Source organism: Pantoea sp. XAF26B01_ASV70, from assembly GCF_054512635.1.
Map to the genome: position 1 here is coordinate 2070106 of NZ_CM137251.1, position 17455 is coordinate 2087560.

Consider the following 17455-nt stretch of genomic DNA (forward strand, 5'->3'; position numbering starts at 1 on the left):
TGACCGGGTGACTTCATTCTCTTTCAAACAATCCGCTGGCTCTGCTCCCGGCGATGCTTGTGATAATCCTCATCACACTCGCTTGAACAGAAAGCAGTTTCAGCCACTACGGGCTCATCTTTACACCAGATGCATAAGCCGTTTGGGCTTTTAAGTTTGGCCTTACGAGCTGCCAGAGAGGCAGCGAGATGCGCTTCTTCACGCTCCTGTGCCAGATCAACTTCATCCATAAATGTTCATCTCCTCATTAATGTTTACGCTTCGAACTTAAATCGGTTTCTGCAGGAACAATATTCGTGTACATCAATTCCTGCTTGCAGCACGACTTCTGAAAGACAAAAGTCATATGTTTATTCTATGTTTGCCTTAGCGCCCTGAGCGTTAGCGCAGGGCATACCATTCCTTATGTTTCAGCGGATTCATGGCCGCACCAATCACGTCAGAAATCACATTGACCAGAATCACCAGCCCGCCAATCACCATCACGCCAGCGGAGATCGCCGCGTAATCCTGCTGTCGAATCGCGTTTATCAACCAGCGGCCCAGACCCGGCCAGTTAAAGACCATCTCGGTGATCATCGCCAGCGTCAGCATGGTGGAAAATTGCAGACCCAGACGCGGGATCACCGGCGGCAGCGCATTATGCAGCACGTGGCGGCGGATCACGGTAAACGGCGAAAGACCCCGCGTGGCCGCCGCTTTGACATAATTTTTGTCCATCACGTCGCTGGTGCTGTTGCGCAGCAGGCGGATCACTTCCGTCGTCGGCGCCATCGCCAGCACCAGCACCGGTAAAATCAGGTGGTTCAGGACGCTGATTATCATCTCATGTCGCCAGGGCGAAGGACTCATCCAGGCATCAATCAGCGCAAAGCCCGTGACACTCTGCACCGGATAGAGCAGGTCGTGACGACCGGACACCGGCAGCCAGCCCAGCGTCAGCGAGAAGAACAGCGTCAGCAGCAGCGCCAGCCAGAAAATTGGCGCAGAAAAGCCGATCAGCGCCAGCGCACTGATGGTTTTGTCCTGCCATTTATTGCGCATCACGCCGGCACAGATCCCCAGCGGTATCCCGACCAGCAGCGCGAACAGAAACGCCAGGATGCACAACTCCATGGTGGCCGGGAAAACTTCACGCAATTGCAGGCCAATCTCCTGACCGTTGGTGCTGGAGACGCCGAAATCAAACTGCAGCATCCCTTTAAACCAGAACCACCAGGCGTCCGAGAGCGCCGCGCCTTCCAGCGGGGCGTCAGGTGTAAAGTAGCTCAGACTGAAGCTCACCAGCGACAGCAGAAACAGGGTAATGATCAGTAGCAGCAGGCGCCGCAAAATATAGATAATCACTTACTTTTCCTTATCGCTTTCACGATAAACCCCGGCAAACGAGGCGTTGCCAAACGGACTCAGGACCAGCCCTTTAATATCATGACGAAACGCCTGCAGTCGCAGAGAGGATGCCAGCGGCAGCACCGGCAACTCCTGCGCCAGAATCTGCTGCGCTTTGTCATAACTGTCGATGCGGCCAGAGAGTTGTTGTGATAACAGAGCGTTCTGCAGCGTTTCGTCAAAGGCCGGCGAGCACCAGTGCGCGTAATTGGTCTGCGAGCGAATCGCCGCACAACTGAGCAGCGGCCGGAAGAAACTGTCTGGATCGTTACTGTCGGTGGCCCAGCCTGACAGTGTCAGATCATGATTCATCGCCATCAGCTGCGCCTCCTGAAAACGGCCCTCAACCGGCACAATGGTCAGCCGGACGCCGACCTGCGCCAGATCCGCCTGCAACAGTTCGGCGGTTTTCAGCGGGCTGGGATTCCACGACTGCGACGCGGCAGGCACCACCAGCCGCAGATGCAGATCGCTGATGCCCAGAGCCGCCAGTGCGGCACGGGACTTCTCCGGATCATAGCTTGTGATGCGCGCATCATTATCATATGCCCATGAGGCGCGAGGTAATATCGAGGCGGCGGTTTCGGCGGTGCCGTAATAGATTGACTCCATCAACCGCTCATTGTTGATCGCCAGCGCCAGCGCGTGACGCACCTCAGGGCGGTCGAGCGGCGGCTTGCGGGTATTAAAGGCCAGATAGGCGATGTTCATGCCGGGACGCAGCGTCATCCGCAGGCGCGGGTCATCGCGCAGGATGGTGAGCTGGCTGGCCGCGGGATAGGCAAGCACGTCACATTCACCGGTCAGAAGCTTGGAAAGCCGCCCGGTGCCGCCCGAGCCGAGATCGATCACCGCCTGTTGCAGACGCGGCACCCCTTTCCAGTAGTGAGGATTGCGCGCCAGGCGGATGTACTGACCGGTACGGTATTCACTGAGCTGATAAGGACCGGTGCCAACCGGTTGTCTGTCCATCTCTTCCTGCCGGCCCTGCGCGGTGAGCTGGTCGGCATACTCTTTCGACAGCACTGGCGCATAGTGGGTCGCCATGTGCCACAGGAACGACGCATCCGGGCTGTTTAACCTGAACTCAACCGTTCTGTTATCGATTTTCTTCACGCTCTGCACGGAGTCTGAAAATTGCAGACTGTCAAAGTAGGGATAGTTGCCGCCATTGACGTTGTGCCAGGGGTGATTGCGGTCAAACATCCGGGCGAAGCTGAACACGACATCGTCGGCGTTCAGCGCCCGGGTGGGGCGGAACTGATTCGTCTGCTGAAACTGCACGCCGCTGCGCAGATGAAAGCGATACGTTGCGCCGTTATCGCGCACTTCCCAGCTGGACGCCAGATCGGGCTTGAGACGATAGGTGTAAGGATCGACATCCAGCAGGCGGTCATAGAGTTGTGCCGCCAGCGTATCGACAGTCAGCCCGCTGCTGGCCATCTGCGGATTAAAGGTGTTCAGCGTGCCGCTGACGCAATAGACGAAGCCGGTCTGGCGGATATCACCCGCAGGCGCTGACCACGCAGGGGCACTCAACACGCTGAGGCTTAGCAACAGCGAACATATTAGTTTTGACATAGAACTCAACGATTTTGAGGCATTAAACAGAGTGTATCGCAAAGCGGGCATTGTCCCAAAACCTGCAACCGCTGCCAGACTGATTTTCATCATCGCGGCGGTAAAAAGAGCGTACAGAAGGTGTGGTAATGAGAAAAATTCTCAATAACTTGTTTACAGATGATAATAAGAATGATTATTATTCGTCTGCGCTTCGACGGTGGCTCTGCCGAAGAAGAGCACGACATTGCTCACATTGCTTCCAGTATCGTTGCCCGCCTGTTGGCGGGCTTTTTTTGGCTTTTGCAGAGTGGCATGTCTGCCTGGACGGGGAAGGGAAAGCTGCTGAAAGAGCCGGCGCTTTGAATGCGGTGTGGCGATGAAAAAAGGGAGAGAAAAGTGAGGTAATGCTGATGTTATCTCTGCTGGCCTCCCGTTTAGCTAAGCGGGTCCTGAATTAAACCGCACTTAACTATTACAAAAACGCAGGTACTATAAGCTCATCTTCTGATCACCCACTTCCTGGCAATGAATAAATTCCAAAAAAACGTTCAGGCTTTTCAGCATACATCCTTTCGCTATCTCTTTTTTGGACGCCTGTTCACCGTGCTGGGCAATGGGATTGCACCCATTGCGCTGGCTTTTGCGGTACTGGATATTGGCGGGTCTGCTTCTGATTTAGGGATAGTGGTTGCGTCCCGTTCACTGTGTAACGTGCTTTTCCTGCTGGTGGGCGGTGTTGCCGCCGATCGCTACTCACGCAGTCGGGTATTAGTTTCATCGGCAGTGGTTGCCGCTGTTTCTCAGGCTATCGTCGCCTGGTCTGTGCTTGATGGCTCTGCAACCGTCATTAGCCTGACTTTGCTGGGTGCTCTGAATGGTGCGGCGGCAGGCATCGCACTGCCTGCATCGTCTGCGCTGGTTCCGCAGGTAGTTCCTGCAACGGATTTGCGTCAGGCTAACGCGTTAATTCAGCTCGGGATTTATGGCGGTACGGTAATGGGGGCATCGCTGGGGGGAATTATCACCAGCGCTGTCGGGCCGGGCTGGGGGCTGGCAATTGATGCGATGGGTTTTGCCGTTTCCGCGCCGCTCTATTTCCTGATCCGTGTGAAATCGAATAAAGCCGCGGCTTCGCAAGGCAATATGCTGCGCGATATCAAAGAAGGCTGGGCAGAGTTCGCCGGACGAAGCTGGATTTGGTCGATAGTCCTTCAGTTCGCCATTATCAACGTCGCGTTTAATGGCATTGTGGTGGTACTTGGCCCGATGATTGCCGACGCCTCTTTCGGACGGGCGCGATGGGGAATTATTGTGGCTGCCCATAGCGCGGGTTTAATTGCAGGTTCATTTCTGGCTATGAAATGGCATCCACGTCGTGATCTCTTTATTGGCGCGATGCTGGCAGGTCTTTACGCACTCCCAATATTTATGCTGAGCCAGAATGCGTCAGCAGCACTGCTGATAGTAGGGTTCTTCATTGCTGGCATGTCATTGGGCCTGTTCGGCGTAACCTGGGCGCACTCATTACAGACTCATATCCCACCGGATAAGCTGGCTCGCGTGTACGCTTATGATGCGATGGGTTCCTTTATCGCCATTCCCTTTGGACAACTGGTCGCGGGGCCGCTGGCAACACACTTTGGTATGAGTGCTGTATTGCTGATGTCAGCGCTGGCCGTGGTGATGGCTACCGCTGGCGTCGGTCTGGTTCCTGCCATCAGGCAACCTGAAAAAATGGGGACTAAGTCGCACAACACATAATGGATAGGTGGCTCAACGTGAAAAAAGCCCGGTTTATACCGGGTTGTTAATTCACAAGGACGAGAAAAAATCATAGGTTGGGGTGGCGTTAATTAACTCTCTGCTTTTATATCGTGCTTCTTCATCATTGCGCGCAACTGATGATAGGTGACGCCTAATAAGCCAGCCGCACGGCGTTGGTTATAACGTGCCTGTTGCAGGCTGGCTTCCACCAGATCCCGCTCCTGCTGATTCTGCCATTGACGCAGATCCAGCGGCAGGGCAGGCAGCGCGCTGCTATCCGCCTCCTGACTGGTCCGGATGACAGCAATCGGTTCAGGGCGTGAAGCAAACGGGTTGATAATCACATTATCCAGCGGCTGCTCGCTGCTGTTATGACGATAGACCGAGCGCTCCACCACATTTTTAAGTTCGCGAACGTTGCCGGGCCAGTGGTAATCAAGCAGAGCCTGCTGTGCCCGTGGGGTAAAGCCGGGAAAAAGTAACAGGCCGAGCTCGCGACACATCTGGATAGCGAAATGATCGGCCATCACCAGTATATCGCTGCGTCGTTCGCGCAGTGGCGGTAACTGCACCACATCAAAGGCAAGACGATCCAGCAAATCGGCGCGGAATTTTCCCGCCGCCGCCAGCGCGGGCAGGTCTTCGTTGGTCGCACAGACCAGTCGCACATTTACCTGCAGGGAGTGATTGCCGCCGACCCGCTCCAGCTGTCCATATTCAATTACCCTGAGCAGCTTTTCCTGAACCAGCATCGGTGCCGTTGCCAGCTCATCCAGGAACAGCGTGCCGCCGTCAGCACGTTCAAAACGGCCAAGATGGCGCTTCTGCGCGCCGGTGAAGGCGCCAGCCTCATGACCAAACAGTTCAGAATCGAGCAGATTTTCATTCAGCGCGGCACAGTTCAGCGAGATAAACGGCCCCTGCCAGCGGTCAGAGAGATAGTGCAGTCGGCTGGCGATCAGCTCTTTGCCCGTTCCACGCTCGCCAATCACCAGTACCGGTTTCTCAAGAGGAGCCAGTTTGGAAACCTGCTCCAGCACCTCAAGAAAATTGTTTGACTCCCCCAGGAGATTATCGCTAGTGCCTGTCATGATGAATTTCGCCACCCCTTAATCATTTTGACTATCTTAAAACAAGCGGGAAAGGCTGTAAAATTTAAAATATGATAAAAATCAATAAATTATAAAATTGGCACGCATTTTGTATTAACTCAGCAGGACTTCACGTTTTAAAACATTAAAAGAGGAACATCATTATGGGTATTTTTTCTCGTTTCGCCGACATCGTTAATGCCAACATTAATTCTCTGCTGGAGCGTGCGGAAGATCCGCAGAAACTGGTCCGGCTGATGATTCAGGAAATGGAAGACACCTTAGTTGAAGTGCGCTCCACCTCTGCACGCGCACTGGCTGAAAAGAAACAGTTGTCACGCCGTATTGAGCAAGCGGAGATTCAGCAGGCTGAGTGGCAGGAAAAAGCGGAGCTGGCGCTGCGCAAAGATAAAGATGATCTGGCCCGATCAGCGCTGATTGAAAAACAGAAACTCACCGATCTTATCGCCTCCCTGAAACAGGAAGTGGGTCATGTTGAAGAGACGCTGGAGCGCATGAAAGGCGAAATCAGCGAGCTGGAGAAAAAACTGAGTGAGACACGTGCCCGCCAGCAGGCGTTGACGCTGCGTCATCAGGCGGCCTCTTCATCACGCGATGTTCGTCGTCAGCTGGACAGCGGTAAGATCGACGAAGCAATGGCACGGTTTGAATCTTTTGAACGTCGCATCGACCATATGGAAGCGGAAGCAGAAAGCCATGGTTTTGGTAAACCAAAGACGCTGAACCAGGAGTTTACTGACCTGAAAGCGGACGATGAAATCAGCGAGCAGCTTAATGCGCTGAAAGCCAAAATGAACCGCAGTGAGTAATCATCGACGTTGCGATAAGTGATTAAGGAGAGTCAATGAGCGCACTTTTTTTCGCCATACCGTTAACGATCTTCGTGTTGTTTGTCGCACCGATCTGGTTATGGCTGCATTACAACAACAAACGCAACGGCGGTTCGGAACTGTCGCAAAACGAAATCCAGCGCCTGCAGCGCGTGACCCAGGACGCGCAGCGGATGCGCGAACGTATTGACGCGCTGGAAGCGATTCTGGACGCCGAACATCCAAACTGGAGGCAGCCATGATTAAAGGACGCAAGTTGTGGCGCAAGCCAGATGAAGGGAAATTTATGGGTGTCTGCGCAGGCCTGGCAGAGTATCTCGATATTCCGGTTCGTCTGCTGCGTGTCATCGTGGTGTTATCACTGTTCTTTGGCCTGTTTCTCTTTACGGTGATCGCCTACTTTGTGCTGGGTTTTGTGCTGGATGTGAAACCCGCCTCTGCCTCCCAGACTGAGCGCCAGCCCAGCGCCAGTGAACTGCTGGATCAGCTGGAGAGCACCCTGCAACGGGATGAGCGCAGCGTGCGCGACCTGGAACGCTATGTGACGTCTGAAACCTTCAGCGTGCGCAGCCGCTTCCGCCAGATTTGATTCTGCTACTGTTATTGCCGGGCCTGTTTCAGGCCCGTTCGCTCACTCAATGGAGGTGTTGATGTCTTTTTCGCGATCCACTGCTTTTCGTCACCGCGCGGCACCTGCATTGAAGTCGGCCGCTAAATTCATCATTATTAATGCCGTTACCTACGGTCCTGCCGGTGTCACTGGCTGGGCAGTGAAATCGGTAGCGCGACGTCCGTTACGTCTGCTGCTGGCTGTGGCGCTTGAGCCATTGCTGAAACGCGTGATGAACCGGGTGGCATCGCGCTTCATCAGGGAGAAAGATGAAAAGACTGCAAACTGAATTGATGGCGTTGATGAACCGTGGCGTTGATCGCCACCTGCGGCTGGCGGTAACCGGATTAAGCCGCAGCGGTAAAACCGCCTTCATCACCTCACTGGTTAATCAGCTTTTAACCGTTCACAGCGGCGCGCGTTTGCCGCTGTTTTCCGTGGTGCGGGATGAGCGCCTGTTAGGCGTAAAGCGGGTGCCCCAGCGTGACATGGGCACGGCCCGTTTCACCTATGACGAAGGGCTGGCACAGCTTTACAGCACGCCGCCTGCCTGGCCCACACCCACACGCGGCGTCAGCGAAATGCGCCTGGCGCTGCGTTATCGTCCCAATGATTCGCTGCTGCGTCACCTGAAAGAGACCGCGACACTCTATCTGGAGATTGTCGACTATCCCGGCGAATGGCTGCTGGATCTGCCGATGCTGGCGCAGGATTATCTCGCCTGGTCCCGGCAGATGAACGGTCTGCTGCAGGGCGATCGTGCTGAGTGGGCAAAGCCATGGCGAACCCTCTGCGAAAAACTCGACCCGCTTGCACCCGCCGATGAAACCCAGCTGGCAGAGATTGCCGCTGCCTGGACCGACTATCTGCATCGCTGCAAATCTGAAGGCTTACACTTTATTCAGCCCGGTCGCTTCGTGCTGCCTGGCGATATGGCAGGCGCCCCCGCGCTGCAGTTCTTCCCCTGGCCGACGGCTGATGAAGCGCAACTCACTAAGCTGGCACAGGCGGACAAGGGCAGTAACTTCAGCATGCTGCAGCAGCGGTTTAACTACTACTGTCAGCATGTGGTGAAAGGTTTCTATAAAAATCATTTCCTGCGTTTTGACCGCCAGATTGTGCTGGTTGACTGCCTGCAACCACTTAACAGCGGACCCCAGGCGTTTAACGATATGCGGCTGGCACTGACGCAGCTGATGCAGAGTTTTCATTACGGTCAGCGAACCCTGTTTCGTCGGCTCTTTTCACCGGTAATCGACAAATTGCTGTTTGCCGCCACCAAGGCCGATCACATCACCAGCGATCAGCACGGCAATATGGTGTCACTGTTGCAGCAGCTGGTGCAGGATGCCTGGCAGAACGCGGCGTTTGAGGGGATTAGCATGGATTGCATCGGGCTGGCGTCGGTGCAGGCGACGCAGAGCGGGCTGGTCGATCACCGGGGCGAGAAGATCCCGGCCCTGCGCGGAAACCGGCTGGATGATGGTGAGCCGCTCACCGTCTATCCGGGTGAAGTCCCGCCGCGTCTGCCTGGTAATGCCTTCTGGCAGCAGCAGGGTTTTCAGTTTGAACAGTTCCGGCCGCAGCAGCTTGACGTCGATCGCCCGCTGCCACATATCCGCATGGATGCCGCGCTGGAATTTTTATTGGGAGATAAATTGCGATGAGTGATCCGCTGAAGCCGCGTATCGATTTTGCCCGTCCGCTGGATCAGAGCAGCACCACGCCGCTGCGCCCGGCGCAGACTTTTGAAGCGGAAGCGCAGGCGGCGTTTCTGGCGGTGCAGGATGAAGAAGTCGCTGTCGAAGAGGAGGGCGCAGGTGAACGGGCGGTGGAGGCTGCGCTGAAACCTAAGCGCAGCCTGTGGCGCAAACTGGTGACCGCTGGCGCGCTGCTGTTTGGCGTCAGCGTGATTGCGCAGGGTGTCCAGTGGACACATGACGCCTGGCTGGCCCGCGACTGGTTTTCACTGGGGAGCGGCGTGGCGGGTGGTCTGATCGTCCTGGCGGGTGTGGGTGCGCTGACCACCGAGTGGCGTCGTCTCTATCAGCTGCGTCAGCGCGCCGAGGAGCGGGATGTGGGCCGTGAGTTGCTGCACAGTCATGGCATCGGCAAAGGCCGGTCCTTCTGCGAAAAACTGGCGCAGCAGGCAGAGCTGGATCAGGCGCATCCGGCCCTGCAGCGCTGGCATGCCTCGCTGCACGAAACCCACAATGACAGTGAAATTGTCCGCTTATATGCGCAACTGGTGCAGCCGGTGCTGGATCGGCAGGCGCGGCGCGAAATCAGCCGTCATGCTGCAGAAGCCACGCTGATGATTGCGGTCAGCCCGCTGGCGCTGGTGGATATGGCGTTTATCGCCTGGCGTAATCTGCGGCTGGTCAATCGCATCGCGGCTATTTACGGCATTGAGCTGGGCTACTTCAGCCGCATCCGGCTGTTCCGACTGGTGCTGCTCAATATGGCCTTTGCCGGAGCTTCCGAACTGGTGCGGGAAGTGGGTATGGACTGGATGTCGCAGGATATCGCCGCCCGGCTTTCCACGCGCGCCGCGCAGGGCATTGGCGCAGGTTTGCTGACCGCACGGCTGGGCATCAAAGCGATGGAGCTGTGCCGTCCACTGCCGTGGCTGGAGCAGGATAAACCACGGCTCGGCGATTTCCGTCGTGAGCTGCTGGGCCAGTTGAAAGAGGCGTTGCAGAAGGGTGGCAATAAGTCAGCCTGACGCTCTCGTGACAAATTAAAGGCGGCATTGCCGCCTTTATTCTTTAGTGTGGCTGGCGCAGCACCTGTCGGGAGTCGATGACCAGACACTCACCCGGACAGCCCGACTCATCAGTGATCACCGGATCCGCTGGCAGCGTCTAGGCCATTCCATTTTTCTCCCTGATAAAATGCGCCATCCCGGCAAACATTTGTGACCACTCATCAGGATTTTCTCGGGCAGTACAAAAGTCCGCCATACGCGCCGGAGCTGTCAACTTTTCCTGACAGATCCCTTTCTGCAGGTGCGCGACTTAGCGTATTATTGTGTTATCTGAACCTGATTAAGGCGAACGCAATGCGTCTGGAAGTGTTCTGTCAGGACCGACTCGGTCTGACGCGTGAACTACTCGATCTGCTGGTGGCCCGCAACATTGATTTACGCGGTATCGAAATCACGGCGCTGGGCCGCATCTACCTGAACTTTTCTGCACTGGAGTTTGATGCCTTCAGCAATCTGATGGCGGAAATCCGGCGTACACCGGGCGTAACAGATGTGCGCACGGTAGCGTACATGCCCTCTGAACGCGAGCATCGTGCGCTGAGCGCCCTGCTGGTGGCGATGCCGGATCCGGTTTTCTCCATCGATCTGAAAAGCAAGGTTGAACTGGCTAATCCGGCCGCACAGAACCTGTTTAATCTCGATGAAGAGAAGATGCGCAACTTTAGCGCCGGTAATCTGATTAACGGCTTCAACTTCATGCGCTGGCTGGAGAGCGATCGGGTTGAAGCGCAGGCGCAGCATGTGGTCATTGAGGGCCGCGATTTTCTGATGGAAGCGCGTCCTATTTATCTGCCGGGCGAAGAGGGCCAGATCAACAGGCCAGTGGGGGCGATGGTGATGCTGAAGTCGACAGCCCGCATGGGTCGTCAGTTGCAGAATCTGGTGGTCACCGATGAATCGGAGTTTGACCATATCATTGCTGTCACGCCGAAGATGCGTCAGGTGGTGGATCAGGCGCGGAAACTGGCGATGCTCGATGCGCCTTTACTGATTGTTGGCGACACCGGCACCGGGAAAGATATGCTGGCACGCGCCTGCCATCTGCGCAGTGCCCGCGGCAAGAATCCCTTCCTGGCGTTGAACTGTGCCTCTCTGCCCGATGACGTCGCCGAAAGCGAGCTGTTTGGTCATGCCGCCGGAGCCTATCCGAATGCGCTGGAAGGCAAGAAAGGCTTTTTTGAGCAGGCTAACGGCGGCTCTGTGCTGCTGGATGAGATTGGTGAGATGTCGCCGAGAATGCAGACCAAGCTGCTGCGTTTTCTCAATGATGGCACCTTCCGCCGCGTCGGTGAAGAGCATGAAGTGCATGTCAATGTGCGGGTAATCTGCGCTACGCAGAAAAACCTGATTGAGCTGGTGCAGCGCGGGGAATTCCGCGAGGATCTCTTTTACCGGCTCAATGTGCTGACGCTGCAACTGCCGCCTCTGCGCGATCGTCCGCAGGATATACTGCCGCTGACCGAGATGTTTGTTGCCCGCTTTGCGGATGAGCAGGGAATGGCGCGTCCGCGACTCTCGCCGCAGCTTAACGCTTTTCTGACCCGCTACGCCTGGCCTGGCAACGTGCGTCAGCTGAAAAATGCGCTTTATCGGGCGTTAACCCAACTGGAAGGTTACGAACTGCGTCCGCAGGATATCGTGTTGCCTGAACAGGCACTGGATGTGTCACTGGGCGATGAGGCGCTGGAAGGGACGCTGGATCAGATCACCAGTCGTTTCGAACGGTCGATTCTGACGCGGCTCTATCTCTCCTATCCCAGCACCCGAAAACTGGCAAAACGGCTTGGTGTGTCGCATACGGCGATTGCGAATAAATTGCGGGAGTATGGTCTGGGGCAGAAGCGCACCGAAAGCGAATAAGGGACGGACTGCAGGTGAGAAGTGGGTAAGCTGATTATCCGTTGGATATGGTCGATAGAGTCTGGCCCATCTGGCTTTGAGGCTGAGCCTGCTCAGGGAACCGGGTCAGATCGGAAAGACGCAAAAGGCGTCATCCCTGACACGCTCGGCACGCGCCTTCCCTGGCGCGTGACGCTTTCCTCTTCTGACCCGGTTCCCTGTGCGTTGAGCTTCTTCGTTGCTGCCAGAACCACCCTGATACGGGTTTGCCAGCAGTTTGAAGCGGATAACCTGGTTATCCGCTTTTTTTTATTACTTCAGCGCGGTCAGCGCAGCGTCATAATCAGGCTCAGTGGTGATTTCATCAACCAGCTGGCTGTAGATCACTTTATCGTTCTCATCCAGCACAATCACGGCACGTGCGGTCAGACCTTCCAGCGCACCATCGGCAATTTCCACGCCATAATCATATTTAAACTCTGAGCCGCGCAGCGTCGACAACGTCACCACGTTGTTCAGGTTTTCTGCGCCACAGAAGCGCGACTGGGCAAACGGCAGATCGGCAGAGATGCATAACACCACGGTGTTATTCAGTTCGCTTGCAGCCTGATTGAACTTGCGCACCGATGAAGCACAGACACCGGTATCTACGCTCGGGAAAATGTTCAGAATTTTGCGTTTTCCTGCATACTCAGAGAGCGCGACGTTAACCAGGTTTTTCGCTACCAGCGTGAAAGCTTTGGCTTTATCGCCAGCCTGAGGAAACTGACCAGCAACCGGTACGGCATTACCCTGAAAATGAACAGTCTGAGACATAGTGATTCCTTTTAATGATAAAGAAGATCTGACACAAAACGGCTAAAGATAGCCGTTGTTTATGACATAAATGTTAAGGGTTTACGAGTTCAATTGTGGAATTTAACGTGGCGGTCTGCCACTGCGTCACACATTGTGGAGTGGAAATGAGAACGGTAAAAAGTTATCCCGAAGCCTGGCCGTTGCACACGCCGTTTGTCATTGCCCGTGGAACCCGGACTGAAGTCAAAGTGGTGGTGGTTGAAATTGAGGAAGACGGAGTAAAAGGCGTTGGCGAAGCGACGCCTTATGCGCGCTATGGTGAAAGCGAGGCGTCGGTGCTGGCGCAAATCGCCGCGCTGCTGCCCGCGCTGCAACAGGGCATGACGCGCGAGGCGTTACAACAGGCGCTGCCCGCCGGGGCGGCGCGCAACGCCATTGACAGCGCACTATGGGATCTCGCCTCACACCAGCAGCAGAGCAGCCTCTGGCAGCTTAGTGGCGTGACTGCACCGGAGGATGTGGTGACCGCGCAGACCGTCAGCATTGATACTCCCGAGGCGATGGCCAGCAGCGCGCTGGCGCTGTGGCAGCATGGGGCAACACTACTGAAGATTAAGCTGGATAATAATTTCATTACCGAACGGCTGATGGCGATTCGCGCCGCCGTGCCGGACGCGACCCTGATTGTGGATGCCAATGAATCCTGGCACGCCGAAGGTCTGGCGGCGCGCTGTCAGCTGCTGGCGGACATCAATGTGGCGATGCTGGAACAGCCCCTGCCAGCGGGTGAGGATGCGGCGCTGGAGAACTTTATCCATCCATTACCGATCTGCGCCGATGAGAGCTGTCACACCCGCGAAAGTCTGGCGGCACTGCGAGGTCGTTATGAGATGGTCAACATTAAGCTGGATAAAGCGGGCGGGCTGACCGAGGCGCTGGCGCTGGCCAATGCGGCTCTGCAGCAGGGTTTTGCGGTCATGCTCGGCTGCATGCTCTGCACCTCGCGGGCGATACGCGCCGCACTGCCGCTGGTGCCGCAGACCCGCTTTGCCGATCTCGACGGGCCGACCTGGCTGGCGGTGGATGCAGAACCGGCGATTAAAGTGCGCAACGGTCAGCTGATCATTGCTGCCAGCGCAGCAGATTAACCATCATCTCCAGGTAGGTTTCAGTGGCTTCATCCACTGAAATCACCGGCATTTCAGCGGTCACGCAGGGCAGGCTGAGATCTTTACACCAGCTGCCGAATGAGCCTGGTGTGTCATAACCAACGCTGCTGACCCGCGGAAGGCCGGTGTGGCTGGCCAGCCAACCACCAATCTCTGCCTGATGCGGGTCGTCAATACAGCCCAGCGGTTCATGCCATGAGACGATCCAGCGTGGTTTCAGCTGATGAATCAGCGCGCAGAGCGCCTGGGTTTCCGGTTCAGAAGCCGGATGAGCCCCGGTCGAGAGCGCCACATCACGCTCATCGGCAGCGCTGTTCCAGCGATACACCGTCTCGCCTGACTGCCAGTTCGCCGCCGGAAAGTTGCGGTTGAGATCGACGCCGTTAGCGTTCGCGCGCAGTCCGAGCTGACAGCCATCAGGATTGACCGCCAACACCACGTGGTGCCGACGCATTCCATCAGGCAGCGTCCGTAATGCGGCGGAGAGGGTGGCGATGGCCGCATTCTCATCACCGTGAGTGCCCGCCAGAATCAACCCGCTCTCGGGATCGCCCAGCGGCGCCGGAAACCAGAGCAGCGGCGCGCCCAGCACTGAGCGGCCATACTGCTGATAGGGGACGTCCAGTTTGCCGCGCAGGGGACGTGGATGGAGTGGCGACATAGTTATTTCCTCAAAGGGTTTTACTAAAAGTAGCGGAAAAGCCGTGCGCGGAAAATAGCTATTTATCTGTCAGCCATTTGCGCTAAAGTGCCCTGCACAAGTTGCATCGGCAACAGACTGATGCAGCGCTTCTTTGGGGTAAAGGAGTGATAATGGTCAAGACCTTTCGCATGACGCTGGCAGCAATCAGCCTGAGCAGCATCATCACACCCGCCATCGCGGCGAATCCACCCGCTGGCGCACAGCTGGCTGAACAGCAGCAGATCGTTCGCCATATTAAAGATGAACCCGCTTCGCTCGATCCGCTTAAAGCGGTAGGACTGCCTGAAATTCAGGTGATACGCGATCTGTTTGAAGGGCTGACCAATCAGGATGCGCAGGGCAAAATCGTGCCGGGCGTGGCGCAGAGCTGGAGCAGCAGTGATAACAAAACCTGGGTCTTTACGCTGCGTAATAACGCGCGCTGGTCGAATGGTGATCCGGTTACGGCTCAGGATTTTGTCTACAGCTGGCAGCGCCTGGTCGATCCGAAAAACAGTTCAGCCTTTGCCTGGTTCGCGGGCTTAAGCGGTATTCAAAATGCGGCAGCGATAACCAAAGGCGAAATGACGCCCGACAAGCTGGGTGTGGTCGCCCAGAGTAAAAACCAGCTGAAGGTGACGCTGGATCGTCCGGTGCCGTGGTTCCCGGCGCTGGTGGCTAACGTGGCGCTTTTCCCGGTGCCGCAGAAAATTATTGCGCAACAGGGTGACAGCTGGACGTCACCCGGCAAACTGGTGGGCAACGGGGCCTATCAGCTTAGCGAACGCGTAGTGAACGAAAAAATCGTACTGACACGTAATCCTCACTACTGGGATGATGCCCATTCGGTGCTGACGAAAGTGACTTTCGTGCCGATTAATGAAGAGTCGAGCGCCACTAAACGTTATCGATCCAACGATATTGATATCACCGAATCCTTCCCGAAAAACATGTATGCACTACTGAAGAAAACCCTGCCCGGAGAGGTCTACACACCTGACCAGTTAGGCACCTATTACTACGCGTTTAACACGCAGAAAGGGCCGACGGCCGATGTGCGGGTTCGCAAAGCGCTCTCCTGGTCTATCGACCGGAAAGTGATTGCTGAAAAAGTGCTGGGCACCGGTGAGAAACCGGCGTGGCACTTTACGCCAGATGTGACAGCAGGCTTTAAGCCACTGCCCACATTCATGCAACAGCACGATCAGAACAGCCTGAATGCACAGGCTAAATCGCTGCTCGCTGCTGCCGGTTACGGTCCCGGCAAGCCGCTGAAACTCAAACTGCTCTACAACACCTCTGAGAGCCACCAGAAGATTGCGATTGCAGTGGCCTCGATGTGGAAAAAGAACCTCGGTGTGGATGTCACGCTGGAGAACCAGGAGTGGAAAACCTATATCGACAGCCGTAACAGCGGAAACTTCGATGTGATCCGCGCCTCGTGGGTCGGTGACTACAATGAACCCTCCACCTTCCTGAATCTGCTGACGTCGGGCAACAGCAGCAACATCGCGCGCTTTAACAACGCGGATTATGATGCGGTTATCGCCAAAGCCAGCCGGGAGACCAGCGATCAGGTACGTAACAGCGATTACAACCGTGCCGAGCAGATCCTGGCTGAGCAGGCTCCGATCGCCCCCATCTATCAGTACACCAATGGCCGCCTGATTAAACCCTGGGTCAAAGGCTATCCCATCACTAACCCTGAAGATGTCGCCTACAGTCGCGAACTGTGGATTGAAAAGCACTGAGTGCAGGTGGCCGGTCAACCGGCCACCCTCTGACATCTTTCTACACAGCCCGGAGATTGCAACTCAACACCGTCACGCTAGACTGTATCGTATTGATTTTAGTGGTGAGGCGACGGTGTGGACGTAATTGAAGGAAAAGCGTTACAGGTTTCAGATGCCATAATTTCCTGCCAGCTGGATGGCAAGGGCGGGATGATCCCGATTGCTGAAGATGAAGTCATCCAGTGTGAGCAGCCCTGCTGGCTCCATCTGAACTATACCCACCGTAAGAGCGCGGAATGGCTGCAGTCGACGACACAAATCCCTGATGCCGTGCGAGACGCTTTAGCGGGCGACAGTATGCGTCCACGCGTCAGCCGGCTGGGCGACGGCTTTATGATCGTGCTGCGCAGCGTCAACCACAACAGCGATGCGCGTCGCGACCAGCTGGTGGTGATGCGGGTGTTTATCAACGATAAGCTCATCGTCTCGACCCGGCGGCGTAAAGTTTCTGCCGTCGATGAAGTCCTCACGGATTTGCAGAATGGTAATGGCCCGATTGACTGCGGCAGCTGGCTGGTCGATATCTGTGATGCCCTGACCGATCACACCAGCGAGTTTATCGAAGATTTACATGACAAAATCATTGAGCTGGAAGATGCGCTGCTTGACCAGCGGATGCCGGCACGAGGTGAACTCGGCCTGCTGCGCAAACAGCTGATTGTGATGCGGCGGTATATGGCACCGCAGCGGGATGTCTATGCGCGGCTGGCCAGTGAAAAACTGGCCTGGATGGATGACACCGAACGCCGCCGGATGCAGGAAATCGCCGATCGGCTGGGACGCGGGCTGGATGATCTGGATGCGGGGGTGGCGCGTACCGCGATTCTGGCTGATGAGGTTGCTTCTGCGATGGCGGAGTCGATGAACCGCCGTACCTACACCATGTCACTGATGGCGATGATTTTTCTGCCAGCCACCTTCCTGACCGGCCTGTTTGGCGTCAACCTGGGCGGTATTCCGGGTGGCGAATGGCGATACGGTTTCTCTATCTTCTGTCTGCTGCTGGTGGCACTGGCCGTCGGGGTAGCGGGGTACCTGCGCAAGCGGCGCTGGCTCTAGCGTTATGCGTAGCGTATCGGTTATCTGCGCTGAAAATCCCGTAAAGGACGCAAAAGCTGATCGACATCAAGAACCCATTG

The 17455-nt window shown here is 56.0% G+C and carries 18 protein-coding genes; 12 read left to right on the forward strand and 6 right to left on the reverse strand.

The features are described 5' to 3' along the window. Nucleotides 1–23: 23 nt before the first annotated feature. From ACX8ZY_RS09655 to sapA, 3 genes are all read right to left on the reverse strand, one after another. Nucleotides 24–230 carry a TraR/DksA C4-type zinc finger protein gene (locus ACX8ZY_RS09655; protein ID WP_010244571.1) on the reverse strand — a complete coding sequence of 69 codons (207 nt, stop codon included), beginning with the start codon at nucleotides 228–230 and terminating at the stop codon, nucleotides 24–26. A gap of 151 nt (nucleotides 231–381) precedes the next feature. Beyond that, nucleotides 382–1347, reverse strand: coding sequence for a putrescine export ABC transporter permease SapB (sapB, locus tag ACX8ZY_RS09660; RefSeq protein ID WP_010244573.1), 966 nt, complete (start codon nucleotides 1345–1347; stop codon nucleotides 382–384). Continuing rightward, nucleotides 1348–2970 carry an ABC transporter substrate-binding protein SapA gene (gene sapA, locus ACX8ZY_RS09665; protein WP_031292936.1) on the reverse strand — a complete coding sequence of 541 codons (1623 nt, stop codon included), beginning with the start codon at nucleotides 2968–2970 and terminating at the stop codon, nucleotides 1348–1350. It lies immediately after the preceding gene. Between the two features lie 171 nt (nucleotides 2971–3141). On the opposite strand from sapA, the gene ACX8ZY_RS09670 reads away from it, so the two are divergent. Both ACX8ZY_RS09670 and ACX8ZY_RS09675 read left to right on the forward strand, forming a co-directional pair. Continuing rightward, nucleotides 3142–3315 (forward strand): hypothetical protein, encoded by a 174-nt coding sequence (locus ACX8ZY_RS09670; protein ID WP_199267454.1) that lies wholly within the window; start codon nucleotides 3142–3144, stop codon nucleotides 3313–3315. Nucleotides 3316–3477: 162 nt separating this feature from the next. After that, nucleotides 3478–4713: an MFS transporter gene (locus ACX8ZY_RS09675; protein WP_060680283.1), complete on the forward strand. Its 1236-nt coding sequence runs from the start codon at nucleotides 3478–3480 to the stop codon at nucleotides 4711–4713. 92 nt (nucleotides 4714–4805) lie between these two features. On the opposite strand, the gene pspF is transcribed toward ACX8ZY_RS09675, so the two are convergent. Continuing rightward, a complete protein-coding gene (gene pspF / locus ACX8ZY_RS09680) occupies nucleotides 4806–5807 on the reverse strand; it encodes a phage shock protein operon transcriptional activator (protein WP_010670227.1) in 1002 nt (333 codons plus the stop codon). 164 nt (nucleotides 5808–5971) lie between these two features. On the opposite strand from pspF, the gene pspA reads away from it, so the two are divergent. From pspA to tyrR, 7 genes are all read left to right on the forward strand, one after another. Continuing rightward, on the forward strand, nucleotides 5972–6637 hold the full coding sequence (gene pspA, locus ACX8ZY_RS09685) for a phage shock protein PspA (RefSeq protein WP_052271819.1): 666 nt from the start codon (nucleotides 5972–5974) through the stop codon (nucleotides 6635–6637). A gap of 35 nt (nucleotides 6638–6672) precedes the next feature. After that, nucleotides 6673–6900, forward strand: a complete 228-nt coding sequence (gene pspB, locus ACX8ZY_RS09690) for an envelope stress response membrane protein PspB (protein ID WP_010670226.1) — start codon at nucleotides 6673–6675, stop codon at nucleotides 6898–6900. Beyond that, nucleotides 6897–7247 (forward strand): envelope stress response membrane protein PspC, encoded by a 351-nt coding sequence (pspC, locus tag ACX8ZY_RS09695; protein WP_010244595.1) that lies wholly within the window; start codon nucleotides 6897–6899, stop codon nucleotides 7245–7247. The genes pspB and pspC overlap by 4 nt, the downstream gene beginning before the upstream one ends. A 61-nt stretch (nucleotides 7248–7308) precedes the next feature. After that, nucleotides 7309–7557, forward strand: coding sequence for a phage shock protein PspD (gene pspD, locus ACX8ZY_RS09700; RefSeq protein ID WP_010670225.1), 249 nt, complete (start codon nucleotides 7309–7311; stop codon nucleotides 7555–7557). Then, entirely contained in the window at nucleotides 7538–8935 is a 1398-nt protein-coding gene (locus tag ACX8ZY_RS09705) for a YcjX family GTP-binding protein (RefSeq protein WP_010244602.1), read from the forward strand. The genes pspD and ACX8ZY_RS09705 overlap by 20 nt, the downstream gene beginning before the upstream one ends. Next, a complete protein-coding gene (locus tag ACX8ZY_RS09710; protein ID WP_060680277.1) occupies nucleotides 8932–9993 on the forward strand; it encodes a YcjF family protein in 1062 nt (353 codons plus the stop codon). Before ACX8ZY_RS09705 ends, ACX8ZY_RS09710 begins: the two co-directional genes overlap by 4 nt. 336 nt (nucleotides 9994–10329) lie before the next feature. After that, nucleotides 10330–11895: a transcriptional regulator TyrR gene (gene tyrR, locus ACX8ZY_RS09715; RefSeq protein ID WP_010244616.1), complete on the forward strand. Its 1566-nt coding sequence runs from the start codon at nucleotides 10330–10332 to the stop codon at nucleotides 11893–11895. Between the two features lie 291 nt (nucleotides 11896–12186). Here the strand turns inward: tyrR and tpx are convergent, their stop codons facing one another. Next, nucleotides 12187–12690: a thiol peroxidase gene (gene tpx / locus ACX8ZY_RS09720; RefSeq protein WP_010244619.1), complete on the reverse strand. Its 504-nt coding sequence runs from the start codon at nucleotides 12688–12690 to the stop codon at nucleotides 12187–12189. Nucleotides 12691–12836: 146 nt separating this feature from the next. On the opposite strand from tpx, the gene ycjG reads away from it, so the two are divergent. After that, entirely contained in the window at nucleotides 12837–13820 is a 984-nt protein-coding gene (gene ycjG / locus ACX8ZY_RS09725) for an L-Ala-D/L-Glu epimerase (RefSeq protein ID WP_064691347.1), read from the forward strand. Here ycjG and mpaA read toward each other — a convergent pair. Beyond that, on the reverse strand, nucleotides 13795–14502 hold the full coding sequence (mpaA, locus tag ACX8ZY_RS09730) for a murein tripeptide amidase MpaA (protein ID WP_010670220.1): 708 nt from the start codon (nucleotides 14500–14502) through the stop codon (nucleotides 13795–13797). The genes ycjG and mpaA overlap by 26 nt on opposite strands. Before the next feature lie 152 nt (nucleotides 14503–14654). Between mpaA and ACX8ZY_RS09735 the strand changes: the two genes are divergently transcribed. Together ACX8ZY_RS09735 and zntB are read left to right on the forward strand one after the other, a co-directional pair. After that, entirely contained in the window at nucleotides 14655–16274 is a 1620-nt protein-coding gene (locus tag ACX8ZY_RS09735; protein ID WP_010670219.1) for a peptide ABC transporter substrate-binding protein, read from the forward strand. 117 nt (nucleotides 16275–16391) lie between these two features. Continuing rightward, a complete protein-coding gene (gene zntB, locus ACX8ZY_RS09740; RefSeq protein ID WP_010244630.1) occupies nucleotides 16392–17375 on the forward strand; it encodes a zinc transporter ZntB in 984 nt (327 codons plus the stop codon). Nucleotides 17376–17455 lie beyond the last annotated feature (80 nt).